The 26,250-nt window shown below is 57.8% G+C and carries 20 protein-coding genes; 13 read left to right on the forward strand and 7 right to left on the reverse strand.

Going from position 1 to position 26,250, the window contains the following annotated elements:
* Positions 1–90: 90 nt before the first annotated feature.
* Complete coding sequence (locus V6C16_RS01565; protein WP_333542735.1) at positions 91–2,496, reverse strand: glycosyltransferase family 2 protein; 2,406 nt, start codon at positions 2,494–2,496, stop codon at positions 91–93.
* Positions 2,497–2,786: 290 nt separating this feature from the next.
* On the opposite strand from V6C16_RS01565, the gene V6C16_RS01570 reads away from it, so the two are divergent.
* The 3 genes from V6C16_RS01570 to V6C16_RS01580 all read left to right on the forward strand — a co-directional run bounded on the left by V6C16_RS01570 (position 2,787) and on the right by V6C16_RS01580 (position 6,242).
* Positions 2,787–3,893, forward strand: a complete 1,107-nt coding sequence (locus tag V6C16_RS01570; protein ID WP_333534764.1) for a glycosyltransferase family 2 protein — start codon at positions 2,787–2,789, stop codon at positions 3,891–3,893.
* Between the two features lie 240 nt (positions 3,894–4,133).
* On the forward strand, positions 4,134–5,228 hold the full coding sequence (locus V6C16_RS01575) for an AI-2E family transporter (RefSeq protein ID WP_333534765.1): 1,095 nt from the start codon (positions 4,134–4,136) through the stop codon (positions 5,226–5,228).
* A 237-nt stretch (positions 5,229–5,465) separates the two neighbouring features.
* Positions 5,466–6,242 (forward strand): D-alanyl-D-alanine carboxypeptidase family protein, encoded by a 777-nt coding sequence (locus V6C16_RS01580; RefSeq protein WP_333534766.1) that lies wholly within the window; start codon positions 5,466–5,468, stop codon positions 6,240–6,242.
* 890 nt (positions 6,243–7,132) lie between these two features.
* Here the strand turns inward: V6C16_RS01580 and V6C16_RS01585 are convergent.
* Entirely contained in the window at positions 7,133–8,398 is a 1,266-nt protein-coding gene (locus tag V6C16_RS01585) for an O-acetylhomoserine aminocarboxypropyltransferase/cysteine synthase family protein (protein ID WP_333534767.1), read from the reverse strand.
* Between the two features lie 538 nt (positions 8,399–8,936).
* Here V6C16_RS01585 and V6C16_RS01590 point away from each other — a divergent pair.
* From V6C16_RS01590 to V6C16_RS01600, 3 genes are all read left to right on the forward strand, one after another.
* Positions 8,937–9,884: a hydrogenase small subunit gene (locus V6C16_RS01590; protein ID WP_333534768.1), complete on the forward strand. Its 948-nt coding sequence runs from the start codon at positions 8,937–8,939 to the stop codon at positions 9,882–9,884.
* Between the two features lie 11 nt (positions 9,885–9,895).
* Complete coding sequence (locus V6C16_RS01595; RefSeq protein WP_333534769.1) at positions 9,896–11,572, forward strand: nickel-dependent hydrogenase large subunit; 1,677 nt, start codon at positions 9,896–9,898, stop codon at positions 11,570–11,572.
* 78 nt (positions 11,573–11,650) lie between these two features.
* A complete protein-coding gene (locus V6C16_RS01600) occupies positions 11,651–12,136 on the forward strand; it encodes a HyaD/HybD family hydrogenase maturation endopeptidase (protein ID WP_333534770.1) in 486 nt (161 codons plus the stop codon).
* A 116-nt stretch (positions 12,137–12,252) separates the two neighbouring features.
* On the opposite strand, the gene V6C16_RS01605 is transcribed toward V6C16_RS01600, so the two are convergent.
* The 4 genes from V6C16_RS01605 to V6C16_RS01620 form a co-directional block, all read right to left on the reverse strand.
* The gene (locus V6C16_RS01605; RefSeq protein WP_333534771.1) at positions 12,253–12,687 is read right to left on the reverse strand and encodes a DUF523 domain-containing protein; all 435 of its coding nucleotides are present in this window, start codon (positions 12,685–12,687) and stop codon (positions 12,253–12,255) included.
* 5 nt (positions 12,688–12,692) lie between these two features.
* Positions 12,693–12,917, reverse strand: a complete 225-nt coding sequence (locus V6C16_RS01610) for a hypothetical protein (RefSeq protein WP_012624667.1) — start codon at positions 12,915–12,917, stop codon at positions 12,693–12,695.
* Positions 12,918–12,995: 78 nt separating this feature from the next.
* Complete coding sequence (locus tag V6C16_RS01615; RefSeq protein ID WP_333534772.1) at positions 12,996–13,160, reverse strand: bacteriocin-type signal sequence; 165 nt, start codon at positions 13,158–13,160, stop codon at positions 12,996–12,998.
* Between the two features lie 17 nt (positions 13,161–13,177).
* Positions 13,178–14,620 carry a putative sulfate exporter family transporter gene (locus tag V6C16_RS01620; RefSeq protein WP_333534773.1) on the reverse strand — a complete coding sequence of 481 codons (1,443 nt, stop codon included), beginning with the start codon at positions 14,618–14,620 and terminating at the stop codon, positions 13,178–13,180.
* Positions 14,621–15,429: 809 nt separating this feature from the next.
* On the opposite strand from V6C16_RS01620, the gene nikA reads away from it, so the two are divergent.
* The 5 genes from nikA to V6C16_RS01645 all read left to right on the forward strand — a co-directional run bounded on the left by nikA (position 15,430) and on the right by V6C16_RS01645 (position 22,285).
* Entirely contained in the window at positions 15,430–17,112 is a 1,683-nt protein-coding gene (nikA, locus tag V6C16_RS01625; RefSeq protein ID WP_333534774.1) for a nickel ABC transporter substrate-binding protein, read from the forward strand.
* Between the two features lie 339 nt (positions 17,113–17,451).
* A complete protein-coding gene (gene nikB / locus V6C16_RS01630) occupies positions 17,452–18,390 on the forward strand; it encodes a nickel ABC transporter permease subunit NikB (RefSeq protein ID WP_333534775.1) in 939 nt (312 codons plus the stop codon).
* Positions 18,387–19,199: a nickel ABC transporter permease subunit NikC gene (nikC, locus tag V6C16_RS01635; RefSeq protein WP_333534776.1), complete on the forward strand. Its 813-nt coding sequence runs from the start codon at positions 18,387–18,389 to the stop codon at positions 19,197–19,199. The genes nikB and nikC overlap by 4 nt, the downstream gene beginning before the upstream one ends.
* Before the next feature lie 10 nt (positions 19,200–19,209).
* The gene (locus tag V6C16_RS01640; protein ID WP_333534777.1) at positions 19,210–20,832 is read left to right on the forward strand and encodes an ABC transporter ATP-binding protein; all 1,623 of its coding nucleotides are present in this window, start codon (positions 19,210–19,212) and stop codon (positions 20,830–20,832) included.
* A gap of 544 nt (positions 20,833–21,376) precedes the next feature.
* Positions 21,377–22,285 carry a flagellin gene (locus V6C16_RS01645; RefSeq protein ID WP_333535448.1) on the forward strand — a complete coding sequence of 303 codons (909 nt, stop codon included), beginning with the start codon at positions 21,377–21,379 and terminating at the stop codon, positions 22,283–22,285.
* Between the two features lie 171 nt (positions 22,286–22,456).
* On the opposite strand, the gene rnc is transcribed toward V6C16_RS01645, so the two are convergent.
* Positions 22,457–23,191, reverse strand: coding sequence for a ribonuclease III (gene rnc, locus V6C16_RS01650; protein ID WP_333535447.1), 735 nt, complete (start codon positions 23,189–23,191; stop codon positions 22,457–22,459).
* Positions 23,192–23,292: 101 nt separating this feature from the next.
* On the opposite strand from rnc, the gene V6C16_RS01655 reads away from it, so the two are divergent.
* Positions 23,293–23,634, forward strand: a complete 342-nt coding sequence (locus V6C16_RS01655) for a hypothetical protein (RefSeq protein ID WP_333535446.1) — start codon at positions 23,293–23,295, stop codon at positions 23,632–23,634.
* 553 nt (positions 23,635–24,187) lie between these two features.
* Positions 24,188–26,250: TIGR03960 family B12-binding radical SAM protein (locus V6C16_RS01660; protein WP_333542736.1), on the forward strand; the 2,063-nt coding region annotated here is incomplete at its 3' end.

The raw sequence follows: 26,250 nt of genomic DNA on the forward strand, positions 1-26,250 counted from the left end.
CCGTAACGAGTTTATTGAGGATCCCGGCACTGAAGGCCGCTGGATGGCACGCTACCACCACGACTTCCAGCGCGAAGGCAACCCTGTGGGTTATTTCACGCCGGGCATGGAGCCCAAGGCTCTGGAATCCTCCCTGCCTTGCGGCGGGGGCAAAAGACGGGCAGCCAGCGATGAAGGAACGGCAGCAAAGGCTGCCCCGCCGTCAGGCGTCAAAGGCTGACAAAGCACTTCCAAAGGCAGAAGCGCGGCAAGCCGCGTCAGTGCCTGCCACAGTCCGGCCTGCACCGCCCTTTCGTGGCGGGCCAGCAAAGCAACGCTGCACCTGCGGGTCGGCGCGGCAAATTGCAGGGTGTAAAAATTATTGCGCCCCGCAGGCGCGGCCACAGCTGAAAGCCCCTGGCGGGCAGCACTTTCGTTCAATGCGCGGCGCGTTGCCTCAAGCACATAGGGTTTGGCCCCCACCGCTCCGCTTGAACTGCCCTCGTGAATGCGCCAGTGGTAGAGCACGTGCGGCACGTGAACAATCTGCTCCGGGCCGAGGCATTCCGTGGCGCGCAAACTGAGATCATAATCCTGCGATCCTTCCAACCCAGGCCGCAAGCCGCCAAGGCGGCGCAGCAATTCTGTGGAATAGACAGAAAAATGCCAGACATACTGGGTCCAGGGGTCGAAATCCGCCTTGAAAATGGGCGTACGCCGGACACCACGGGAATCAACCTTGTCTTCGTCACTGAAGGCCAGCCCCAGACGAGGCACGGACGCGGCCACTTCAGCCATCTGCTCAAGAGCGGTCGGGGCCAGCAGGTCATCGTGGTCAAAAAAACCTGTCCAGGGCGCGTCGACCATTTCCAGCGCACTGTTGCTTGCCAGAGAAATATGCCCGTTGCTTTCGCGCCGCACGTATCGCAACCGCACGTCTTGTGCGGCATAAGCACTCAAAATTTCAGGTGTATACGGGTCTGTGGAAGCGTCATCAGCAATGCAAAGCTGCCAGTGGGGGTATGTCTGACCCAGAACAGAATCCAGTGCCGCACGCAAATGTTCCGGCTGCGGGCTGTACACAGGCATTACAACGGCAATCTTGGGCCATTGGTGACCAACCATCAGCTCACTGTACCGTTTTTCCTGTGCCGCACATTCTTTCGGAGCGGCTCCTGCAATGGAGCTTTCCTGTTCCGCAAGCTCCAGCCAGGCGTCGTAAACCGCAGGACAATTGTCCAGGCCGCAGGTATACAGCCCCTCCTCTTGCAGGGCGCGCATGCCGGGACGTAAAGATTCGCGCCTGAAGTCTTTCGCCCGCTGCAACCATTCCCCGGCCTGTGCCGCCAAAACGGAATATCCCTCCGCATGGCCGTAGTCGCGCAACCTGCGGGCGGCCTTAACATACCAGGACAAAGCACGGGGCAGGCTGTCGGGCAGGTCACGGCAAAGGGTCAGAGATGCGCATTGCTGCGCGTGAGGCAGAAGCCCGATCATATCAAGCAGGCTTTGCGGCCCGGGATCATGTCGCCAACGCAGCCATGCTGACATGCCGGGAGTGGCGGGAGTGGCGCACATACCGGCCGCCTCCCGCTCCAGGCCGGAAGCCAGGGATGGTCCCGGATGCAGCCAGCCAGTACACGCATAGTCCAGCCCGTCTTGCCGCGCATGCTCCGGCTGATCCGGGTGCAGCAGGCCGGGATGCAGCCTGCCGCGTAACAGCAGGCTGTTCCACAATCCGCAGGTCTTCCAGCTGTCAATGTCGTCAGCCAGAACTGCCAGCGCATCCGGCTCACTGCTGAAAAAACGCCGATGATCATGCCCCGGATCAGTGGGTTGCTGGGCAGCCAGGCGCAGGCAAAAATCCTGCGGCGCAAGTTCGTCCAAAGCCGCCGCAAAACCGCCCACAGCCAGAAAATCCTCACGCCGCAGCAAAAGCGCTCCCATATGGGCAAGCTGAAAAAATCTCCGCTTTCGGGCCAGATCATGCTCCAGGGGCAGACCTTCATAAAGATACCGCAGTTGCCCGAGGCAATCTCCCACGCTGCCCATGTGGGCTATGCGGGCCTGGAAAGGAGCGACATTATCCGCCAGTGAAGCAGGAGGGCCAAATGCTTCCTGGCGGTAAAGGAAGAGGGGATTGACCCCGGCAAGCCGGTCTGAACTTTCAAGCCTGTGACGCATTGCCGGCAGACTGCCGGGCAAAAGACGCACCGCCGAGGAAAGAAGCAAGAGATAGGGGGTGTGCGCCTGGCCGGCGGCCAGATTGAGCGCCTCCAGGCAAGGCTGCCCTGCGGACGGGCTGTAACAGCGAAACGCATGCATGGCTCCGCGCCGCACCATATCCTGCCCCAGGGGCATAATCTGCGGGCGCATCGCTTCATGGCATGCCGCCATGAGCACCTGCCCCGCTGCCCCGGCGGATTCAAGGGCGGCGCAACAGTCCTGGGGGGAGAACTCCGGCAAAATGCGAAGTAAAACAGTCAGCCAGGGTCTGTCATGTGCTCCGTTTGTCATGGCGGCAGGCTAGCACAGGGCAGAAGGCGGCGCAACGCGACGGCCTTACTCCGATGTCACGGACCACGCGGGCCGTATGGTTTGCTGCTGTTGCTGCTTCCCTGAGGGCGCGATCCGGCATTTTCAGGCGAACCGGCTTGCGCCCTTGGGAATCTTGCGCGCCACCCCGCTGGAGCGCTCTCAGCATCCCTGTTTTGCGGCTTGAGAGAAAAAGCGGTACTCTGCCCGCAGGACGTTTCCACACACGCCCTGCCCCCTCGGCCGCCCAACGCTCGTATGCAGGAGTCTTCATGCCGCCCGTAGTTTCTGTGGTCATTCCTTCGTATAATAGCCGCACCTACCTGAAGCGCGCCCTGACAAGCCTTGAGGCGCAGCGCTGCAAGGAACTGGATCTGGAAATCATTGTGGTGGACGACGGGTCTGATGACGGCACACAGGACTATCTGAAAAAAAGCTTTCCACAGGTGCAGTGCCTGCGTCAGGCCAATGCGGGCGCTTCCCGGGCGCGCAACAGGGGCATGGATGCCGCCACGGGCGACTACCTCGTTTTTCTGGATGCCGACGACATACTTTGCCGTGGCTGCCTGCATTCCGGGGTGGAAAGCTTACGCCGCCACAGCGCAGACATCAGCGTATGCCTCTGCCTGAACCATGTGGAGGGCGCGTCCGGCGGACACTTCTGGCCCCTGCGCCGGGGGCAGTATCCGCTGCACCTGTGGCATTCCAACATCTCACCGGTGCATACCTTTATGCTCAGGCGCAGTTCCGTGGGCGAACGACGCTTCTCCCCCCTGCCCGCATGTGAAGACTGGCTGTTCTGGTGTCAGTGCGCGCACGCGGGTCTGCGTTTTGTCTCCAATACCGATGGCATGGCAGTTTATGTACACCGCCCCCAAAGTCTTTCCCGCACAGTGGACGGCCAGCACATACGAATGCATGTTCTCAAGACTATAGGAGAAAATCTTAATAACAATGCAAACCTGCCTGAAGAGGGTCTCTTTGCCGCCGCCCTTGCCCATCTGGCCGGAGTCTTGGCCTGCACCACAGAACAGCGCCATTACAGTGCAAACAATATTCCCACATTATTACGGCAAGCGAAGCAAAGCCTGCTCCACGCCCTGCGGGCCGAAAAAAACGCCGCGCCACCCGGACTCGCAGAGCGGAGCCACGCCTTGCAAGCCTGCGCCCTTGCTTGCGCCCTGCCTGCGGAAGCCCAGGATCTGACAGCCGGAATACGCGCGTTGGGCCGACGAATATGCCCGGAAATACAAAACTTTTCAGAGGGCGCATCCATACATGCCGCGTGGCGCGCGGCCCTTGCTCAAACAGCAGTTCCCCTGCAGGTAATGGAACGCACTTTTTACAAAAATTTTGATCCGCAAAGCCTCAATCTTTGAGTGTATACATATAACACGCTAGTAAAAAAGAAGTTTATCATTCCAATTCTTCTTTTTTCCACACAGGCCCGGAAGGCTTGGCAGACCAAGCATATATTTGCTAGGCTGGCTGCGCCCGGCCTTTTGGCACTCACGGGGCATCACATGCGCCAAGCCCGTGCCGCGGGCCGCATTTAATCACATCAACCGCATCCAGAATTATGGGGCACGCAACCCAAGGCCTACTGCATGACACAAACAATGCCCCGCTTACTCTACCTGCTGGCCGTACTGGCCTGGTATCTGCTTCTGCTGCCCAACCCCGTCACAATTTTCATGGCGGCCTGCCTGTCTTGCCTTACCCTGCCGCAATACCGCAAACTGAGACAAAAAGCCCGGGCCTGGCGAATCCGCATTGAACGCAGCCGGCCGGATTCACGCAAGCGCCGCTTTCTTGTTTCCCTTGTCAATTCTTCGCCCCTTTACGGGTACATCGCCATGCTGATGGCAGCCATCATCGTGCCTATTTCGGTGCTGGTCCTTCTGGTATCACCGCAGGCAGCGGCCGGTTTTACACGGCTGCGCGAACTCCAGGCCAACAATTTTCAGTTGCCCGCTGAATGGGTCAACTATATCCAGCAGTGGCGGCAGAGCCTTACAGAGCACCCGCGCCTTGAGCGCGCCTTTAACGATCTGCTCACACGGCTGGACAACCTTTTCGACAGCGCCATGGGCCTGCTGCTGTCGCGCGGGGTGGATTTTCTCGGCGGCACCATGACGGTGCTCTGGACCGGATTTCTCTTTATAAGCCTTACAGTGATATTTACCATCTATTCCCGCCGGGTACGCAAGATTACGGGCAGGATATTCCATATTTCCCAACCCATGCTGCGGCGATTCATCACAGCCATACAGCGGGCATTGCGCGGCATCATGCTGGGCATCGTTCTGGTGGCGCTGGCCCAGGGCTTTCTGTGCGGCATCGCCTTTGCGGTGGCGGGCGTCAACCAGCCTGCCTTCTGGGGCTTGCTGGCTACCCTGGTGGCTCCCATCCCTATGGTAGGTACTGCCCTTGTGTGGCTTCCCCTGTGCATTTCGCTCTGGTTTACGGGCAAAGGCATGGCCGCCATCGGGCTGGGGCTGTGGGGAATGCTGGCCGTGGCGGGAGTGGACAACGTGCTGCGGCCCCTTTTCCTGCGACAGGGCATCAAGGCGCCTTTTTTTGTGCTGATTATCGCCATCCTCTGCGGACTTTCCAGCTTTGGCCCCGTGGGGCTTATTGCAGGCCCCGTGCTGCTGGCCTTTGCCATGCAGGCAGTGGAGGAAGCCAACCGTATCTACAAGTATAATGCTTAGCAAAGTATAATGGTTAAAATAGATTCTCACGCTACGCTTACGGTAGAGGAAGAGCCTTGCCGCCCCAGGGACTACTGCGTACCAAACAGTACGGGAAACGGCAGCGCCCCTGCAAGGCCATGCCACACATGCTCCCGCCACGAAAAGATGCCCTTGTCGCCTGCACGGCTGGCAGCATGTTTTTTATGGCTCTGCCTGCTTGTGGCATGTGTCGCACCCGGGCATGCCCTGGCGGCCATGCCCGTGCGTTCCGCCATTCTTATCAATATGGATACCGGCAAAGTTCTTTATGCCAAGAATCCTGACATGGCCATCCCCCCGGCTTCACTCACCAAGGTCATGACCATGTATCTGGCTATGGACCAGATTCGCGCGGGAAAAATCAAGCTCGGCGAAAAAATAAGAATCACGCCGCAAGTGGCTGCCGTGGGCGGGTCGTCCATGCATTTGCGGGCAGGCGATCGGGTTGCGCTTTCACAGTTGCTCACGGGCATGGCTGTGGTTTCGGGCAACGATGCGGCCACTGCTGTGGCCCGCCGGGCTGGCGGCAACGACCGTCAGTTTGTGCGCGCCATGAATCAGAAAGCCAAGGCCCTGGGCATGAGCCGCACCACATTCAAAAATCCCACCGGACTGCCTGCAGCCGGACAAAAAACCACCGCACGAGACATGGCCCGAATGACAAGGGCCTACCTGCGTTCCCACCCGTCCGCCCTGCGTTATCACAACGTGCAGCTGCTCACCTACCGAGATAGGAAAACACGCAATACCAACGGATTGCTGGGTACGGTAGCAGGGGTCAACGGATTGAAAACGGGCTGGACCGTAGCCTCGGGCTACAACCTTATTGTGACGGCCCAACGGGGTAAAACCCGCATGCTGGCAGTGGTTATGGGCGGCGCCAGCAGAGTCGGGCGCGATAATGCCGCCCGCAGGCTCATCGAGGCCGGATTTCGCCATCCTGCATCCCCCAAAAAAGTGCAGCAGATATTTGCGGGCAGGAAAAAGCGTTGAGGCCAGTCACAGAGCGGCTTGTGCGATTGCCCTTGTCCTGCGCGCAACGGTTACGAACGATCTGACTGACAGGTCTTTTTGCTGTCCGCCCTCCTAGACAGTGTCGTCACGAGCGCCTTTCCCGGTATCTCTGTGTCGAACTTCGCCTTTTATTCCGGTCGAGTACCATAAGAGTACACTCCCTGCATAAAAGGCTCGTTCTCCTTGATATACCAAGGAAATTCATCTCGTGGCGACACTGCCTAGAGCAGATTAACTTTGAGAATGTACATTCTCAAAGTTTAAGACACGCTCGCTTCGATGCTTAACCGCGCAAATAAATAGCTCTGCTGTCTTCTCGGTAGTCGTTGGCGAGCCTGCGAGCCTTACGAATGGCGACAGTGGTTGTGTAGCAACAAACCGCTCGTTATACATGGTGTCTGCAAGCGTAGTTTCCCGCGTTACAACTCCTGAAGCATCCGTAACTTCCTTTGTCGTAACGGCTGAAGCTGCGCTTGCATCTTTGCGGCGGGCCACTGCTCACGCAGCCGCCAGAACAAGTTCAAAGTGAAATTGCTCTAGAGCAGTTAACGAATGAAATGAGTTAACTGCTCTGCAAGGATTTTCAGGAAAATCCTTGCCACGAAATGCGAGCAGGCAGGCTTTTGCCTGCCGTAAGCAAGCATTTCAAGTGTTAAATGCTCTAGTTGTAGTGACCGGCGAATACTGCGAGGGAACTTCAAACAACCGCGCTGATGAGAAGCATGCTTGCTGGGTACGGCTGGCGCAAAGAGCACCGTTGCCCGGCGCTTGCACAAAAAACATTAAAAATGGGCGGAAGACCATAAATAAAGACGGCGGAAATTTCCGCCGTCTTTATTTATGAATCACAGGATCTGTGGCAACAGCGGCTACGCCTGCTTCAATGCCTGCTCCAGATCCGCGATAATGTCATCCACATGCTCAAGCCCAACGGACAGGCGCACCGTACCGGGATGTATTCCCGCTTCGCGCAACTGCTCGTCTGTCAGTTGCCGGTGGGTGGAGCTTGCAGGATGCAGCACGCAGGTGCGGATGTCAGCCACATGCACCTCAAGGGAAATCATCGTAAGGCTGTCGATAAAACGCGCTCCGGCATCACGCCCGTCGCGGAGAGAAAAGGCGATCACGCCGCTGCACCCGTCGGGCAGGTACCTGTCGGCCAGCGCCTTGTTGGGATTGCCCGGCAAACGGGGATAACTGACGGATTCGACCTTGGGATGCCCGGCAAGATAGGCGGCCACCTTTTCGGCATTGCGGCAGTGGCGCTCCATGCGCAAGGGCAGGGTTTCAAGCCCCTGGTTGATATAAAAGGCTCCCTGGGGGCTTTGGCAGCAGCCCATATCCCGCATGAGCTGCACACGGGCCTTGACGATAAAGGCCGCCCGGCCAAAGGCTTCGGTATAAACCAGCCCGTGATAGGAGGGATCAGGCTCGGTGAATTCGGGAAACTTTCCGCCAGTCCAGTCAAAATTTCCGCTGTCCACAATAACGCCGCCCATCTGCAGGGCATGACCGTCCATATACTTGGTGGTGGAGTGCACAACCACATCCGCCCCATATTCAAAGGGGCGGCACAGCACGGGCGTGGCAAAGGTGCTGTCCACAACAAGGGGCAGGCCATGCCTGTGCGCCAGACCGGCAAAACGCTCGATATCCAGCACATCCATGGACGGATTGGTCAAAATTTCTCCGAATACCGCCTTGGTATTGGGTCTGAAGGCTTTTTCAAGCTCTTCATCCGGCGCGGTCTGATCCACAAACGTCACTTCAATGCCGAGCTTTTTGAGGGTAACGGCAAAAAGGTTGAATGTTCCCCCATAAATGCTGGAAGCGCTGACGACATGGTCGCCGCTGCGGGCCACATTGAGCAGGGCAAGCAGATTGGCCGCCTGACCGGAGGACGTGCAAAGAGCGCCCACACCGCCTTCAAGGGCCGCGATCTTGCGCTCCACCGCATCCACAGTGGGATTGCCGAGGCGGGTATAAAAAAATCCCGCATCCTCGAGGTCAAACAGCCGCGCCACGGCTGCGGTGGACTCATACCTGAACGTGGTGCTCTGGGCGATGGGCACAACACGCGGTTCACCGTTTTTGGGCTCGTAACCGGCGTGCAGACAAAGAGATTCCGTTTTCATGCCATCCTCAATGCGGTGGAATTTAAAGATCATCACGGCCGTACATTCGTGCCGCGCCGCACGAAAATACAGCAAGCGCATCCGGGTGGCAACCTGACGCGGGTGATCCGGATTCAGGTGACGCCGCACACGGCATGAACCAGTCGGTCGCCTGACGGCGGTCATGCAAGTTTTTTGCAAACCTTGTAAACCCGCCGCACACAGGGGCAGAACAGCTCCGTAAACGCCAGCAAAAAATCACGAACCTATTGACCGTTTGTCGCTTACTGTATATAATTTTTCGCAAATGACGGCCAGCTGGACGTGCTAAAACATGAGGGGCATGATTGTCGCACACGCCAAGCCAGCAGCCTTTTCGCATCATATCAGTTCCTGAATTATGCACAGACAGCGCCACAGGGCGCACGGCCGTTAAGCCGGACGTCGCTATGCCGTTGTCTTCGACACGGACGGCGTGACTTTTTCGCGCCGCACAGCAGGCCCCAGTGGCAGGGGGACTGCGCCGCAGATGTTCATTCACTCTTGCCAGGAGGCTATTATGCGTATTGCCGTGGGTCTGGGCAAAGAAGGCGGAGAAGAGCGTTTGGAGCGCCAGGGCATCAGCCGCCGCGATTTCATGAAATTTTGTACGGCGGTGGCCGTGGCTATGGGCATGGGTCCGGCTTTTGCTTCCGATGTGGCTGCCGCCCTCACCGGGCGTCGCCCTTCGGTAGTGTATCTGCACGCCGCCGAATGCACGGGCTGTTCCGAAGCGCTGCTGCGCACCTACCAGCCCTTTATCGACACTCTTATTCTCGACACCATTTCTCTTGACTATCATGAAACCATCATGGCCGCCGCCGGCGAAGCCGCCGAAGAGGCGCTTCAGGCCGCAGTCAACGGGCCTGACGGTTTCATCTGCCTTGTCGAAGGCGCGATCCCCACGGGCATGGACAACAAGTACGGCTATATAGCCGGACACACCATGTACGACATCTGCAAAAACATCCTGCCCAAGGCCAAGGCTGTGGTCAGCATCGGCACCTGTGCCTGCTACGGCGGCATTCAGGCTGCCAAACCCAATCCCACCGCCGCCAAGGGCATCAATGACTGCTATGCGGACCTTGGCGTCAAGGCCATCAACGTGCCTGGCTGCCCGCCCAACCCCCTGAACATGGTCGGCACTCTTGTGGCCTTCCTCAAGGGCCAGAAAATCGAACTGGACGAAGTGGGCCGCCCTGTCATGTTCTTTGGACAGAGCGTGCATGACCTCTGTGAGCGTCGCAAGCATTTCGACGCCGGCGAATTTGCGCCCTCCTTCAACTCCGAAGAAGCGCGCAAGGGCTGGTGCCTCTACGATGTCGGCTGTAAAGGACCCGAGACCTACAACAACTGTCCCAAGGTTCTTTTCAACGAGACCAACTGGCCGGTAGCTGCCGGGCATCCCTGCATTGGTTGCAGTGAGCCCAATTTCTGGGACGATATGACGCCGTTCTACCAGAACTAGGGGGATAAAAAATGAGCCAAGTCACTAAAACGCCCCAGAGCAATTACACCGGTCCCATTGTGGTGGATCCGCTGACCCGCATCGAAGGCCATCTGCGTATTGAAGTGGAAGTCGAAGGCGGCGTGATCAAAGAGGCCCGCAGCTGCGCCACCCTCTTCCGCGGCATTGAAACCATCCTTAAAGGCCGCGACCCGCGCGATGCCCAGCATTTTACCCAGCGTACCTGCGGCGTCTGCACCTATACCCACGCCCTCGCCTCCACACGCTGCCTTGAAGACGCCATCAACAAGCCCATTCCGGCCAACGCGACCTATATACGCAACATGGTGCTGGCCAACCAGTTCATGCACGACCATCTGGTGCACTTCTACCATCTCCACGCCCTGGACTTTGTAGACGTGACCAGCGCCCTTCAGGCCGATCCGGCCAAGGCCGCCAAGCTGGCGAACTCCATTTCGCCCCGCAAGGCGACCACTGAAGAATTCGCCGCCGTGCAGTCCAAACTGAAGACCTTTGTGGCAAGCGGGCAGCTCGGCCCCTTCACCAACGCCTACTTCCTGGGCGGACATGAAGGGTACTACATGGACCCCGAAGCCAACCTCGTGTGCACCGCCCACTATCTGCAGGCCCTGCGCGCCCAGGTGGAAGTTGCCAAGGGCATGGCCGTTTTCGGCGCCAAAAACCCGCACACCCAGTTTACCGTTGCCGGTGGCGTGACCTGCTACGAAGCACTGACGCCCGAACGCATCAAGCAGTTCCGCGATCTTTACGTCAAGGCCCGCGCCTTTATTGAAGAAGTCTATATCCCCGACCTTCTGCTGGTCGCCAGTTACTACAAGGACTGGGGCAAAATCGGCGGAACCAACAACTTCATGGCTTTTGGCGAATTTCCCGCGCCCGGCGGCGAACGCGACCTCAACAGCCGCTGGTACAAGCCCGGCGTTATTTATGACCGCAAGGTGGGTTCCGTACAGCCCTTCGATCCGAGCAAGATTGAAGAGCATGTGCGCCATAGCTGGTACGAGGGCAAGGCCCGCGCACCCTATGAAGGCGAAACCAATCCGCACTTCACCTTCATGGGCGACACGGACAAGTATTCGTGGAACAAGGCCCCGCGTTACGACGGCCACGCCGTGGAAACCGGCCCCCTTGCGCAGATGCTGGTGGCCTACGGGCATAACCACAAGACCATCAAGCCCACCATTGACGCTGTGCTCGCCAAGCTGAATCTTGGCCCCGAAGCCCTGTTCTCCACCCTGGGCCGTACCGCCGCCCGCGGCATCCAGACGCTGGTCATTGCCCAGCAGCTTGAAAACTGGATCAACGAATACGAGAACAACATCATCAAGGACAAGCAGATCGTCGAAGACTACGCCGTGCCGACCTCCGCGCGCGGTGTCGGCTTTGCCGACGTGTCGCGTGGCGGCCTCTCGCACTGGATGACCATTGAAAACGGCAAGATCGACAACTTCCAGCTTGTGGTTCCCACCACCTGGAACCTGGGACCCAGGGACGAGAAGGGCATACCCAGCGCCGCCGAAGCCGCTCTGGTCGGCACGCCGGTGGCCGATCCCAAGCGCCCGGTGGAAATCCTGCGCACCATTCACTCCTTTGACCCCTGCATCGCCTGTTCTGTGCACGTCATTGACGGTGAAAGCAACGAAGTGCATGACTACAAGGTACTGTAGCCTGTCATAGCCGGATGCATGAGGGCGGGGGATTTGCCCCCGCCCTTTTTTTCACTCTTCAAGAAAGCGAGCAGGCACATGAGCAAAGAAAAGGTGCTTATCCTGGGTGTGGGCAATATTCTGCTGACCGATGAAGGCTTTGGGGTACGGGCAGTGGAACACCTTGAGTCGCAATACCGCTGGCCTGAAAATGTGACTCTTATGGATGGCGGCACTCAGGGGCTGATGCTCATGAGCACACTGATGGATTGCGATTTTCTGGTGGTTCTGGATGTGGTGCTGGGGCGCGAAGCGCCGGGTTCCATATACTTGCTGGAAGGCGAAAAACTGCGGCAGAGCCTGAGCTTCAGAGACTCGATGCACCAGACCGACCTTGTGGACACTCTCGTAACCTGCGAACTGGCCGGGCATCGCCCGCGGGCGCTTGTTTTCGGCATGCAGCCATTCGACTACAAAACCATGCAGGTCGGGCTGACACCCGAGGCAGAAGCCAAACTGCCGGAATTTTGCTCAAAAGTGGTGGCAGAACTTGTCCACCACGGCATCCGCGCCGAAAAAATCTGACTCCTGTCCGGTCAATATAAAAATTCCGTGCAAAAATCCCGTAACAGCCACACGCTGTTACGGGATTTTTACATCAGCATATCTCTCGCCCCGTTCAAAAACGGAATGGCTCGGCGTCATTCATTTCCGGGCAGGCATTCTTCGGTGAACAGCGCCATCTGGACCTGCCTCAGATCAGCGGCCCACAGCCCGTCACCCTCGCGCAAAACACCGGTAAACGTGCCGTCATATACCTGACCGCAGCCACACGAAGGCGACCGACTTTTAAGAATTGCGGCAGTACAGCCGCTTTCCCGGGCCAGGGCCGTTGCCGCACGCACACCCTGCAGAAAAGCAGCGGTCACGTCCTCGCCATTTTTGTTGATCACCCGATCACCCACAAGTTCGCAGCAAGGCCTCGGCGTAGGCAGGCCTCCCAGACACTCCGGGCAGGCTGCCACAGCCCGGCCCTCTTCCATCAGGCGCATGACTGCGGGACAGGGCGTGGCGCGCCCGTCGTAGCGGCAGGCAATGCCTGCCAGACAGGCGCTGACGATGTAGCGTGGCCGCATGGTGTTCACTTTTCTTCAGGCAAAAGCGCGGCTTCCCACATTTCCTGATAATAAACGCAGGTGCCGGGATTCCAGGCGGTAGCCGTGGCGTGGTCATAACTTTCGGTAATAGGCCAGTCAGTATGCGGAGCCAGGGCTTCTTCAAAAGAGGCGGCTTCAACCACAGCTTCATATTCAAGATTAAGCGTGTAGTTTGGCCCTTTCATAAAGCGCAGATGATAGCGCGGCATGGCAAATCCTTTCAACGCGAACACCGGGAAGGAGAATCCCCTTCCCGGTGTGTTTAATCATTTACACAATGGCAGTGCCTAGTGTGTGGTCATCACAAACTTGCTGACGAGGAAGAGCACGATCAGCAAAAAGATGCCAAGCCCCACGCCGCCTTTGATGAGTTTCATCTCAACGGGATCCAGGGGTTCATACTCCATCTTCTCAATTTCTTCATGGAGTTTTACTTCATTAGTCTTTTCCATATCTCACTCCGTATATGCTAGCCGCCGATAACAGGCGGGGTCATGCCGTGGAAGAAGGCGTAGGAAATGAACAGGCCCACCCAGATGATGAAGCCAAACAGGCACACCACGTACACAACGGCCAGACGACCGATGCCTTCTTCACGCAGTTTGCGGAAGTTGGACACCACACCGATGGTGAAGAAGGTCATGAGGAAGAACAGCACACGGAAGCCGTTGATGGTGCCGGACAGGCTCTTGCCGAGCTTGTGCAGTTCGGGCGAGGACAGGCACATGAACAGCAGGATCAGGAAGGTGCCGATGTAGCCAAGCACAAAGCGGGGGAAACGATCCATAACGTCGCCCCAGGTCATGGTGCGTTCGCCACGGGTCTTGTCGAACTTGGCGGTCCAGACGTAAGCAAGCACCAGGGCCCACACGCCGATGAACACGTCAATGAAGATCTTGACGGTAGTGGTAACCATCACGACCCAGCCCGGTTCCCAGTTGATGCCCTGACCGGCCATCTTTGCCAGAATGAGGGATTCGGTGATGGCACCGCTGGCGATGGCGCCGCCGTCAGACTTCACGGCGAGGCCCATCCAGGCGCCGGCCACCAGGGGCTCGGTGGAAAGGAACTGCTGCGCCACGAAGGGCAGGATCAGCATTTCGATGCAGGTGAACACCACGACCAGCGAGGACACCATGATCGGCACCACAGGCCGGGCGCGGATGGCGCCGCCGGTGGCAATGGCCGCCGAGACGCCGCAAATGGAAATGCCGGAAGCAAGAGGAGCAGCCCATTCTTTGTTGAACTTGAAGTGTTTACGGGCAACGTAGTAAACAACGCACCAGTAAAGCAGGTACGCTTCAACAATGGCGCAAAGACCGCGGAAAATGATGTGACCGGCAAAACCGGCCGCATCAGCGGCTTTCACGCCGAGTTCGGCGCCCATGATAACAATGGCGATTTTAACAAAAAGCTCGGGCCGGCAGGCTTCGCGCAGGCTTTCGGCAAACTTGGGGGTAATGTTGCCCACAAGAATACCGACAACCAGAGCCACGATAAGGCCGGCTTCAGTGCTGAGGCCCAGCGCCCACGGAATGCCCTGCTTGGCGAGCTGCGTGGGGTTGGCCGCGATGTAGGCGTTGGCCCCGGCCGTGTAGCAGGCGATAGCCATGAAGAAGATGATGGTAAAGCCACGAACGAAGCTCGCCACATTGCCCTTGATAAGCTTGATGCCTATCGCCAGCAAGGTGGTAATAATCGCGTAGCTCATGAGCAGCGAACCCCAGCCGGGCAGCCACTTCCAGGTTGCGGCCTTCCAGGCGGTAAGCGGGTTGTCGACCCACATGCCAACGCGCACGACCCAGCCCATCATGTCCAGGCCGACCATTTTGCCGAGCGCTAAAACGAAGACAAGGCAGCCGATAAGCAGGGCAACTTTGTCTTCGTTAAATGCTGCCTTTGGTGATGCCATACCCATAGTCCTCCATGCGAATAATGCAAGTAATCACGAACACACCTCCCCGCCGACACCTCTTGCCCCTTGGCGGCCTTGTACAAATGAGCACATAGCGCGCCAAAAAACAAAATTTGCCGCAGTGTCCGGCTGGGGAAACCACGCCAAAATGGTGCCGTCCTACGTAAAAGCAGCAGCACCGTCTGGGAAGATACCTTTCTGGGCTAGATTGTCAAGCATTAGTTCAAAGTTTAACAATCTGCAAATCATCTCTGATTTTGGAGCTTCAGGGAGTATTTTTTCCATGTTGTAAAGAAAAAAACATGGATATTTAGAAAGTATTTACAATATATCCAACACAGTATTTATAAGAAAAAGACAAAAAAACATTTTTATAGTGTTATTATGCGTAAATTTTACTTAATATATTCCAATATAACAGTCCACAGACATCAAAAAATAATCACCAAAATAAAAACTGTAAAATGAATTCATGGCCTGAAAAAGCCAAAAAAGCGGCAGCGTTGGCCGAAAAATCGTTTTTTCCGCCAACAGGGCGCACAGCCTTGTGCTTTATAACACCAACAGGCGCATACATACCGCGACGCTATACATCCCTTTAAACATGCCCATGCCTGGAGCATTTTAACTTTGAAGCCGCTCTGGAGGCTGCGTGAACGGCCTCCGCAGCACAGGGGCAGGCGCAACCCATTTGCCTTGTTACCAGTCGGTTTTTCATCCCGTTCCTGCCCGCTTTTGTGCCATCCAAACGCACGGTCAGACTTCAATCTGTGTTACGTTTTTTTAAAAGTTGACACAAAAATAACATGCCTATACCATCTGTAAAATCCTACAATCCCATACAGGACAAGAAGATGAACAGAATTTTCAAGGCATTTTCTCTATCGCTTCGCCATGTCTGTGGCGGCTTTCTGGCCCTGTTTTTCCTTCTGCTTTCACTCTCCCCGGCCTGTGCGGCCAATGGTTGGGACAAGGACACGCTGGTTTACGCCTGGAGCAGCAACGTGGGGCCGCTCAATCCTCACGCTTACGGCGCAAACAAGATGTTCGCCCAGGCCCTCGTTTACGAGCCGCTGGTGCAATATGCCGAGGACGGAAAAATCATCCCCTGGCTGGCTGAAAGCTGGACAGTTTCGCCTGACGGCAAGATCTATACGTTCAATCTGCGCAAGGATGTAAAATTTTCAGACGGCACCCCCTTCACGGCCGATGCCGTGGTAAAAAATTTCGATGCCGTCCGCATGAACATCACGCGCCATGACTGGCTGGCAACGGCTGACCTTATGGATTCCTACAAGGCCGTCGGCCCCTACACCTTTGAGCTGAGGCTCAAGCAGCCCTATGCCGCGGCTCTTCAGGAACTGAGCCTGGTGCGCCCCCTGCGCTTTCTCTCGCCCTCCGCCATGCCTGAAAATGGCAACACCGCCCAGGGCATAAAGTCCCCTGTGGGAACCGGTCCCTGGGTTCTTGCAGAAAGCCGCAAGGGCGAATTTGACCGTTTTGTGCGTAATGATAGTTACTGGGGCGAAAAGCCGCAGATGCGCCAGCTTGTGGTCAAGGTGATCCCTGATGCGGAAACCCGCGCCATTGCTCTTGAAAGCGGTGAGGTGGACCTTATAGCCACCGCCATTGCCGATCACGGCTCGGCCGGGGTAAACCCTGATGCCTACGCCGCCCTGGAAAAAGATCCGGCCTACGCCACCCGCGAGTCCTCGCCGCGCAACACCCGCCTGCTCGCCATGAACACGGCCCTGTTTCCCACCAGCGAGCTTGCCGTGCGTCAGGCCATTGTACGCGCTATTGACCGCCCATCTATAATAAAGGGTGTGTTGCTCGGCCAGGAAGCTCCGGCCGAAGAGTTGCTGGCAAAAGACATTCCCTTTTGTGACATCGCTCTGAAACCCTATCCCCACTCGGCTGAAGAGGCCGCAGCCATTCTGGACAAGGCTGGCTGGAAGCTCCGGCCCGGCGAAAAATTCCGCACAAAAGACGGCAAAACCCTCAGCCTTGAGCTTAAGTTTATTGCCAATGAAAGTATCATGCGCTCCATTGCCGAGGTGGTGCAGAGCGACCTTGCCCGCATAGGCGTGGATGTTAGACTGATGGGTGAAGAGCCCAATGCGTTCGGCGCATCGCAAACCGACGGCACATTCAACATGATATTCTGTGAATCCAATGGCGCACCTTACGATCCGTTCTCGTATGTTGCGGCCATGCGTGTGGCGGGACATGCGGACTACCAGGCCCAACGCGGGCTGCCGCAGAAAAAGGAACTGGACGCGGCCATCACAAAAGCTCTTGCCACTACGGATGCCAAGGAGCTTCAGAGCCTGTTCACCAGCATTCTGACCATGCTGCATGACGAGGCCGTTTACGTTCCTGTAAGCCGCACCATTGACAAGGCCCTGTTTAAAAAGAAGAATATCAAGGAATTCACATTCAGTCCCGTTTCGTATGAACTGCCTTTGGCGCGGGTTTCGCGGCCCTAGCAGACAATTTCAACCCGAAACTGTTCTGGCAGCGGCACAGGCAGATGCCCGCCATCAAGGCGTACGCCAGCTTGCGCCGTTGCCCAAAATCCTGGGCTGAGGACAGCGATGCCATGCATCTGCGCAGCAATGCCCCGTAAAGGGTGCGCAACACTTTGAATATGCCTTCTAGAAAATACTGTGCTCCAGGTGAATACGAGCAGGGCCATCTCCCCTGGCTGCCCGTATTTTTGTTGCCCATGCCGTGACACTCCCCGCGCGTCACGGCATGGGCAAAGTGCGGCATGGCGGTACGCCCGCGCCGCTCGCCATGCCTGCAACTTTAACGTGGACCCGTTCATGATACGCTTTTTGTGCCGCCGTCTTCTTATTCTCTTCCCTCTGCTGCTGGGAATTTCTGTTTTTGTTTTTGCCGTGCTGCGCCACGGCAAAACAGATCCGGCAATGGCATATCTGCGCCTATCCGGCCTGCCGCCCACGGAAAACCTGCTGGCAACCACCCGCGAAAGCCTGGGCCTGAACCAGCCCCTCTGGAAGCAGTATCTGGACTGGCTGGCTTCGGCCCTTCAGGGCGATCTGGGTCTGTCCTATGTGACAGGCAACCCGGCCCTCAACGAGATTCTGTACTACCTGCCCGCCACCATCGAACTGACCATGTGGGCCATGGCCGCCACCATTGTCATCAGCATTCCGCTGGGCATCGCGGCCGCCCTGTACAAAGACCGCTGGCCGGATCACCTCACCCGTATTTTTGCATTCAGCGCCGTATCCATGCCGTCATTCTGGCTGGGCTTTCTGCTGGTGCTTCTTTTTTCGCGCCATCTGGACATTCTGCCCGCCATGGGCCGGGGTGGCCCGGAATTTCTGATCCTGCCCGTGTTCACGCTTTCCTTCATGTCCATGGGGATCAACATACGCCTGGTGCGGGCGAGCATGCTGGAACACATGCACAGCCGCAGCGTCACGTACGCCCGCTCAAGAGGGCTCAAAACATGGCGCATCATTGGTCAGCACGTGCTGCGCAATGCCCTTATTCCCGTCCTGACATCCATGAGCATGCATTTCGGCGAACTGCTCGGCGGGGCGGTGATTGTTGAAAACATCTTCAACTGGCCCGGAGTTGGCCGCTATGTGGTTTCTGCCATATACAATCATGATTACCCTGTTATCCAGACGTTCACGCTGGCAACCACGCTCATTTTTGTCCTTGTCAATCTGCTTACAGACGTGCTCTACGCGCGGATAGACCCGCGTATCCGCCTTGGAGAAGGACGATGAACAAAAAAATGCTCGTGGCCCTTCTCATCCTGCTGCCCCTCATGGCCTGCGCCCTGTTAAGCCCCTGGCTGGTTCCTCACGATCCCGAGGCCGTGGATCTTGCCAAAAAGTTTTTGCCTCCCGACGCCAGCCATCTGCTGGGTACAGACCACCTGGGCCGGGATGTTCTTTCCCGCCTTATGGCGGGCGCGCGCTACTCCCTGTCCACAGTGCTGTACATTATCGGCTGCATCATGGCGGCAAGCCTGGCCCTGGGTTCCATGGCCGGATACCTCGGCGGCAGGGTCGATTCCGCCGTCATGCGCGTCTGCGACGCCATGATGACCTTTCCGACCATAGTCCTGGCGCTTTTTCTTATCGGCATTCTCGGAACAGGGCTGACAAACCTTGTCATCGCCATCGCCATTACCCATGTGGCATGGTACACACGGCTTGTCCGCAGCCATGTGCTGAGCCTGAAAAGCAGGGGACACATCCTGGCAGCGCAGGCCATGGGCCTCAGCCGCACACGCATTGTCGTCCGCCACTTTCTGCCCGCCATTCTCGTGCAGGTGCTGGTGCTGGCTACGCTGGATGTGGGGCATATGCTTTTGCATGTGGCCGGGCTTTCCTTTCTGGGACTGGGCATACAGCCCCCCACACCGGAGTGGGGCCTCATGATTTCCGAAGCCCGCAACTACATACGGTCGCAACCCATGCTCATGTTCTATCCCGGCCTGATGATCTTTATGGCGACTGCGGCCTGCAACCTTATGGGCGATGCGCTGCGCGACCGTCTGGACCCTGCCCTGCGCGCTGCGGGGGCCTGACATGGAGCATATGACACAAACTCCCGGCCAGCCGGCGGCCCCCATTCTTGACATCCGCGGCCTCTGCCTGAAAGCCGCCGGCACAGAAGATGCGCGGCTTGTGGACCAGGTTTCCCTGAGCATACACGCCGGTGAAACCCTGGCCCTTATGGGATCCAGCGGGTCGGGCAAATCTCTCACCGCCATGGCCGTCATGGGCCTGCTGCCGCCCGGAGTGCGTCAGGAAAAAGGCCATATTCGCATTGTCGGCGGCGCTCCTGCCCTGATCATGCAAAATCCCGGCGACTGTTTTGACCATCTTTTCACGGTACGGCATACCTTTCGCGAAACCTTTCGCGACACCGGCTGTGTGCCGCGCAAGCGTGAAGAAGCCGCCATGCGGCGGCGCTTGCGCGAAGTGGGCTTTACCAATCCCGAATCCATCCTGCCCCGCCACCCCTTTGAGCTGAGCGGCGGCATGCTTCATCGCGTTATGATCGCCCTGGCACTGGCCCGCAAAAGCCCCCTGATCATCGCTGACGAACCCATTTCAAGCCTTGACCTGCCAGGCAAGGCGCGCATCCTCCGCCTGCTGAAAAACCTTCAGGCCCGCCACAGTTTTGCCCTGCTCTATATTGATCACGATCTGACTACCGCCGCCTGCATGGCCGACAGAATCGCCGTCATGCGGCACGGACGCATTGTGGAACAGGGCCCGGCCCGCGAACTGCTGCGCCATCCGGAACATGACCATACCAAAGAACTGTTGTGCGCCTTTCATGCATCCAGAGTGCGCCCCCCTGCTGACGAACAAGCCGCAGCAGCGCCCAGCGCAACACAAAACGCCAAGGCACACCGCCCTGTGCTGCTGGAATGCCGCAACCTGAAAAAAAGTTACGGCGCATGCCGCTGGCGTCGTCAGCCCGGCCAGGAAGTATTGCGTGACGTGAATCTGCGTCTGCACCGTGGAGAAAGCCTTGCCATCATGGGCCGTAACGGCGCGGGCAAAAGCACGCTTTTTCGCCTCCTGCTGGGACTTGAAAAGCCTGACAGCGGCCATGTGCTGATTATGGGTGATGATATCGCCTCGCCGCTGGCCCACAAGAAAAGCTGGCGCAGACATGTGCAGACGGTCTTTCAGGATTCACGCGGCGCGGTGAACCCGCGCATGGCAATCCGGGACATCATTGAAGAACCTCTGGTGGCTCATGGGCCGGCGTCAGCCGAGGACCGCAGAAAACGTGTGGCGGAGCTGCTTTCATTGGTGGAACTGCCCCAGTCCTGCGCGGGCAGATATCCGGGGCAGTTGAGCGGCGGGCAGTTGCAAAGGGTGTGCATCGCGCGGGCTTTGGCTCCCAGGCCGGACATCCTGCTTCTGGATGAAGCCCTCACTGACCTGGATGCCGTGGTGCGCGCGCAACTGCAGGATCTGCTGGAAAGCCTGAAGAACAGCCTGGGACTGTCACTGCTTTACGTGTCACACGACATGGCTTCTGCTTTCCGCCTCTGCGACCGGGTGGTCGTTCTCAATGAAGGCTGCCTGGTAGATGAGTTCCGCCCTGATCAGCATCTGGACGCGGACAGGCACGAATCCTTCGAGCACCTGTTGCGCGCCGCTGCGGAACTGGCTGACGGGCGGCATCCGGCGAGTTGACCAGAAAGAGCAGGCCGGGACCTCGGCCCCGGCTGAAATCCTGCGCGTGCTGCCTGGGAGCAGGCAGTCGTTTTCTTTTCCCTGCACACGCCCGCCCCCTTGCACACATACATGGGCCCAGCACGCGCTGCCGCCCGTCCCGGCCAGCCATTCCGGCTGGAGCAGATAACTTGAGACTATAACCCCTTAAATTAAAGCATGCCCGCTCCGTTGCCTGTTCGCGCAAAGAACTTGCGTTTGCGGCTCCACCACTGGGCTTGATGGCGCTTGCTTTGAAACAATCTTACAAAAGCGCCCTGCCAGCTTCCCTACGGAAGCTGTTTTTATTACGCCGTGTTGAGCCGCACGTAGCATTGCCCGCAAATTTTTCCGTTATCGGCCCGGAGACACTGCCCCGCGCGTCAAATTTTTCGCACCAAGAAGGAGGAAAAAAATTCCCACGCCCACAATTGTTTTATAACTCATTATAATTAAATAATATATTTTTTTGGCACATGGATTGCAAAGCCGGGGATACAGCTTAGTAACCACCAGGAGGTGTCCCATGTCTTTGGTTATTAACCACAACCTGATGGCCGCAAACACGGCCAGAAATTTGAATGCTCACTACTCCCAGTTGAGCAAGTCGGTGCAGCGCCTTTCCACAGGCTTGCGCGTCAACAGCGCGGCAGACGACGCCGCCGGTCTGGCAATCCGCGAACTGCAAAGGGCTGACATCGCCACCCTGCAGCAGGGCGCGCGCAACGCCAACGACGCCATATCCATGATTCAGACCGCTGACGGCGCTCTGGGCGTAATTGACGAAAAACTCACCCGCATGAAAGAGCTGGCGGAACAGGCCGCTACCGGCACGTATGACTCCACACAGCGCCTCATGATCGAGTCCGAGTATCAGGCCATGGCTTCGGAAATTACCCGTATCGCCAATGCCACGGACTTTAACGGCATTCATCTGCTCAACGGCGCGCTGTCCAGCGACACGCACGACGGCAGCGGCCTGACTTCCACGGGCAAGCTCAAGGTCCACTTCGGCACGGGCAACGACTCTGCCGAAGACTATTACTACATCAAGATCGGCAACAGCACCGCCTCTGCCCTGGGCGTAGGCAACCAGGCCATTGACGGTGCCACGGGCGAATTGCGTGACGGCGGAACAGTTTCGACCCAGCAGGCCGCGCAGCGCGCCCTGGAGGCCATCACCAACGCCATTGTTTCCAAGGACAAAATTCGCGCTCACCTGGGCGCCATGCAAAACCGCCTGGAAAACACCATTACCAACCTGAATATTCAGGCGGAAAACCTGCAGGCGGCCGAATCGCGCATTTCAGACGTGGACGTAGCCACGGAAATGACGCAGTTCGTGCGCAACCAGATTCTGAGCCAGTCTGCGGTAGCCATGCTCTCGCAGGCCAACTCGCTGCCCCAGATGGCTATGCAGCTCATTGGCGGCTAGGTCATCTCAATAATAGGCTGTGGCAGACCAAAGATGGGAGGTCCGGGGGCCGTGCCCCCGGACCAGTCAAAATTGCGTCATCTTTGCGCCAGGCAGCCGGTTCACATAAACACAGATGTCCCGCAGCTCTGGGCCGCAATGATTTTTCGTTGTTCGGCAGGCTCTTGCGGGTTATTGTTCCGTTTCTCCGAGGGCTTCAAGCGCCATACACGCGGCCTGCTGTTCGGCTTTTTTACAACTGCTGCCGCTGGCCGAAAACTCGGTGCCGTCAGGCAGTCGCAAAGCGACTTCAAAAACCTTGGAGTGCTCCGGGCCATGGCTGCCCACGCGCGTATACAGGGGCGCCTGCCCGTAACGCTGTTGCGAGGCTTCCTGAAGCCGGGTCTTATAATCCTTGGAAGCCTTGCCGTCACCGGCCCTGCTGGGCCATTGCCCGGCGAAGATGCGGGCTACGGCTTCCTGCGCAGCGGCAAAGCCGCCGTCTTCATAAATGGCCGCCAATACGGCCTCAAGCGCATCGCTCAAAACCGCATCGCGCTTTCTTCCTCCCTGACTTTCCTCGCCCCTTCCCAATTTCAAAAGCCTGTCGAGGCCCATACTCCGAGCCCGTTCCGCAAGGCTTACGGCGCTGACAAGGCCGGAGCGCATCTTGGTCAGTTCGCCTTCGCGAGCTGAAGGAAAACGCCGGTAAAGCTCCCACGAGACGCACAGTTCCAGAACAGCGTCTCCAAGAAATTCCTGCCGCTCGTTGTGCTCCTGCCCCGGCCCGCACTCATTGGCCCACGAACTGTGAGTGAGGGCCAGTTCCAGCAGGTCCTTACGAATAAAACCATGCCCGAGCTGCTTTTTCACAAGCTCAAGCGCCTTGGACAATGTGTATTCTGATGAAGCGTCAAAATCTTGCATGGCGGTATTTTATTCTTTTCGACAGCCAAGGCAACAGAAAATGCCTTGACATGCGCTGCTTCAGTGCCTACCTACAAGCCATTAACATTCAGGAGCAAAGCATGGCTTACGATATTCGTTTGATGAAGCTGGTAACGGGTGAGCTGGTCATTGGCAAGTATGATGCCGAAAAAGACTGCCTTAATGACGTGGCCGCCATCCAGAGCATACCCACCCAGCAGGGCGTGCAGATGATGATGCTGCCCTACGGCTATCCCTTTGAGCCAGAATTTGAAGGCAGCCTGGAAGGAAAAAATTTCCTCTATCGCTACGCCAACACCCCCAAGGAACTTCAGGACAAGTACATCGAAGCCTGCACCAACCTGACCGTAGCCGGCGGGCTTGGCAGAATGCAGTTCAGCTCCGAGCCGTTCAGCGGCTCCGGCAGCGGGCTTATAAAATAAGTCCGGCTTTCCTGTTAAGGCTTTTTTCAAGGGCGGCCCATGTGCCGCCCTTTTCATACCCTGCTTTTACTTTCGTTGCCTAGAGCAGATTAACTTTGAAAATGTACATTTTCAAAGTTTAAAACACGCTCGCTTCGGCGTTTAACCGCGCAAATAAATTGCGCTTACGCCTTCGCGGCGGGCGCCTGCTCGCGCAGTCGCCAGAGCAATTTCAAAGTGAAACTGCTCTAGCGGCCCGTCATTATGGCACGGCATGCTGAGAACAGACATTCTCACGTCGCCAACACGTCTGCGTCAGCGTTTGGCCTGGTAAATTACGCAGCACCTGCGCCTTCATGGCGGATGCCCCGCCCGCACAGCCGTCAGCGCAGCGTCAAAGCGGCCTTGCCCTGAAAAGCGCGGCAGCCCGCTGACGGGAAAACCCCGAAGCCCCGGACGGCAAGGCTGACAAAAAGGCAATGCCGCCGTTTTGTTGCGGCGTGTATCAAAAGCCGCCGAGCCTTCAGCAAACCCGTGCAGACACAGGTCTGTTGCAAAACTTTCGAGGAAGTCTATGCGTTCCCTTTTGCCCCTTTTGCCGAAACCCAGCCGCTATGCGGGCATTGAAGACAATGCCTGCCGCAAGGATCCCGACAAGATGCGCCTGCGTGTGGCACTGGCCTTTCCCGACACCTATGATGTCGGCATGTCCTATCTGGGGCAAAAAATTCTGTACAATATCGTCAACAGCCACCCCCGATGGTGGGCTGAAAGGGTCATGGCGCCCGAACGTGAAGCCGCGGAAATCTTGCGCGCCCACAACACGCCTCTGGCAACGCTGGAATCGGACACCCCGCTGGCGCAGACCCACTGCCTGAGTTTTTCCATAACGCATGAGCTCTGCTATACAAACGTGCTCTACATGCTTGATCTGGCGGGCATTCCCCTGCGCACCGCCGACCGCCCGCAGGACCTTGCAGCCTGCCCCCTGATTATTGCCGGGGGCGGAGCCTTGCTCAGCGCCGAACCTTTGACGCCCTTCATAGACATCATGGTTCTTGGCGATGGCGAAGAAAGCCTGCCCGACGTGCTTCAGCTGCTGGAAAAGGCTCTGGACGAGGGCTGGTCCCGTGACCGGCTGCTTCTGGAGTCGCGTCATATACCAGGCATCTATGTGCCATCGCTGTTCGCCGCCCGCCCGGAAGCCCCTTCCGCGCCTCCCGTTCCCCTGATTGCGGACTATACCCGCCCGGTGCGCCGCATTGTGGCGGACATCAACAATACGCCCTATCCTACCAGGCAGGTGGTTCCCGTAGGGGCCGTACACAACAGGCTGTCGCTGGAAATTGCGCGCGGGTGTACCCGGGGGTGCCGTTTCTGCCATGCGGGCATGGTTTACCGTCCCGTTCGGGAGCGCTCGCTTGAAACCATCCAGAGCCTGCTGGACCAATGCCTGAGTGAAACGGGCTTTGACGAAATCTCCTTTCTCTCGCTGAGCACCGGCGATTTTTCCGCGCTCAAGACACTGTGTTTCGGTGTGCTTGACCGCTGCGCCCGTGAACAGATCGGCCTTTCCCTGCCATCGTTGCGCGTGGGTTCCATTGACGACGAAATTATTGAACGCATGGCCGACCTGCGCCGCACCGGCTGCACCCTCGCCCCGGAGGCAGGCAGCCAGCGCCTGCGCGATGTCATCAACAAGGGCATTACCGAAGAAGAACTGCTGCTCCACGCCCAGAAGCTGCTTGAGCACGGCTGGCGACAGGTAAAGCTCTACTTTATGATCGGCCTGCCCACGGAAACCGATGCTGACCTTTCCGCCATCACCGAAACCTGCCTCAAAGTACGCGATGCCGCCGGGCGCGGCGGCCCGCGCCTTCAGGTCACGGCCGCTCTTTCGCCTTTCGTGCCCAAGCCCTTCACGCCCTTTCAATGGGTTCCCCAGATAAGTCAGGAGGAAATCCAGCGGCGTGTGCATCTGGTACGGCAGCAGTTCAAAGGCCAAAAATTCCTCAAGCTGCGCTGGCATGAACCTGCCATGAGCCACCTTGAAGGCATCCTTTCCCGTGCGGACCGCCGCATGGCCGATGTGGTGGAAAAGGCCTACCGCAAAGGCTCCATCTTCACGAGCTGGATGGAATGTTTCGATCTGGCCCCCTGGCTTGAAGCCTTGGAAGAATGCGGCCTGAACGCTGCCGAATGCATCGGCGAGCGTGTGCCGGGCAGTCCCATGCCCTGGGATCACCTTGAGGCCGGTATTTCTGATGAATTTCTGCTGCGCGAGTGGCAGCGTGCCGTACAGGAAAAAATTACCGCAGACTGCCGCTACGGCGCATGCCGCCAGTGCGGCGCCTGTGACACAAAAGCGGGCCCCTCGCGCATGCCGCACACTCCTTCCCCGGCGCTTGCCGGCACGTCAGACTCTGACCAGGCGCGCGAAACCGCTCACGAAGCCGCGCGTGCTGAAAACGGAGAAAACACCGTCGCAAAAGCATGTGCAGGGCAGGATACGGCCCAGGAACAGGCTGCCGTCCTTTCCGAGGACTACCTGCACCGCAACAGACTTATCTTCACGCAGCTTTACCTGGCGGGGAACCACAAAGGGAGCCATTTCTTTTATATAGTCTGTTGGCGGCA

Origin of the sequence: Desulfovibrio sp. 1188_IL3213, from assembly GCF_036763145.1 — a bacterium.
Lineage (GTDB): Bacteria > Desulfobacterota > Desulfovibrionia > Desulfovibrionales > Desulfovibrionaceae > Desulfovibrio.

What these genes read in the sequence shown, in the direction of transcription:
- V6C16_RS01570 (WP_333534764.1), top strand. Translation starts at nt 2,787, where the DNA reads ATGCCGCCCGTAGTTTCTGTGGTCATTCCTTCGTATAATAGCCGCACC.
- V6C16_RS01655 (WP_333535446.1), top strand. Translation starts at nt 23,293, where the DNA reads ATGGCTTACGATATTCGTTTGATGAAGCTGGTAACGGGTGAGCTGGTC.
- V6C16_RS01565 (WP_333542735.1), bottom strand. Translation starts at nt 2,496, where the DNA reads ATGACAAACGGAGCACATGACAGACCCTGGCTGACTGTTTTACTTCGC.
- V6C16_RS01585 (WP_333534767.1), bottom strand. Translation starts at nt 8,398, where the DNA reads ATGAAAACGGAATCTCTTTGTCTGCACGCCGGTTACGAGCCCAAAAAC.
- V6C16_RS01605 (WP_333534771.1), bottom strand. Translation starts at nt 12,687, where the DNA reads ATGCGGCCACGCTACATCGTCAGCGCCTGTCTGGCAGGCATTGCCTGC.
- rnc (WP_333535447.1), bottom strand. Translation starts at nt 23,191, where the DNA reads ATGCAAGATTTTGACGCTTCATCAGAATACACATTGTCCAAGGCGCTT.
- V6C16_RS01610 (WP_012624667.1), bottom strand. Translation starts at nt 12,917, where the DNA reads ATGCCGCGCTATCATCTGCGCTTTATGAAAGGGCCAAACTACACGCTT.
- V6C16_RS01640 (WP_333534777.1), top strand. Translation starts at nt 19,210, where the DNA reads ATGACACAAACTCCCGGCCAGCCGGCGGCCCCCATTCTTGACATCCGC.
- V6C16_RS01590 (WP_333534768.1), top strand. Translation starts at nt 8,937, where the DNA reads ATGCGTATTGCCGTGGGTCTGGGCAAAGAAGGCGGAGAAGAGCGTTTG.
- V6C16_RS01600 (WP_333534770.1), top strand. Translation starts at nt 11,651, where the DNA reads ATGAGCAAAGAAAAGGTGCTTATCCTGGGTGTGGGCAATATTCTGCTG.
- V6C16_RS01580 (WP_333534766.1), top strand. Translation starts at nt 5,466, where the DNA reads ATGCCCGTGCGTTCCGCCATTCTTATCAATATGGATACCGGCAAAGTT.
- V6C16_RS01645 (WP_333535448.1), top strand. Translation starts at nt 21,377, where the DNA reads ATGTCTTTGGTTATTAACCACAACCTGATGGCCGCAAACACGGCCAGA.
- nikB (WP_333534775.1), top strand. Translation starts at nt 17,452, where the DNA reads ATGATACGCTTTTTGTGCCGCCGTCTTCTTATTCTCTTCCCTCTGCTG.
- V6C16_RS01575 (WP_333534765.1), top strand. Translation starts at nt 4,134, where the DNA reads ATGCCCCGCTTACTCTACCTGCTGGCCGTACTGGCCTGGTATCTGCTT.
- V6C16_RS01615 (WP_333534772.1), bottom strand. Translation starts at nt 13,160, where the DNA reads ATGGAAAAGACTAATGAAGTAAAACTCCATGAAGAAATTGAGAAGATG.
- nikC (WP_333534776.1), top strand. Translation starts at nt 18,387, where the DNA reads ATGAACAAAAAAATGCTCGTGGCCCTTCTCATCCTGCTGCCCCTCATG.
- V6C16_RS01620 (WP_333534773.1), bottom strand. Translation starts at nt 14,620, where the DNA reads ATGGCATCACCAAAGGCAGCATTTAACGAAGACAAAGTTGCCCTGCTT.
- nikA (WP_333534774.1), top strand. Translation starts at nt 15,430, where the DNA reads ATGCCTATACCATCTGTAAAATCCTACAATCCCATACAGGACAAGAAG.
- V6C16_RS01595 (WP_333534769.1), top strand. Translation starts at nt 9,896, where the DNA reads ATGAGCCAAGTCACTAAAACGCCCCAGAGCAATTACACCGGTCCCATT.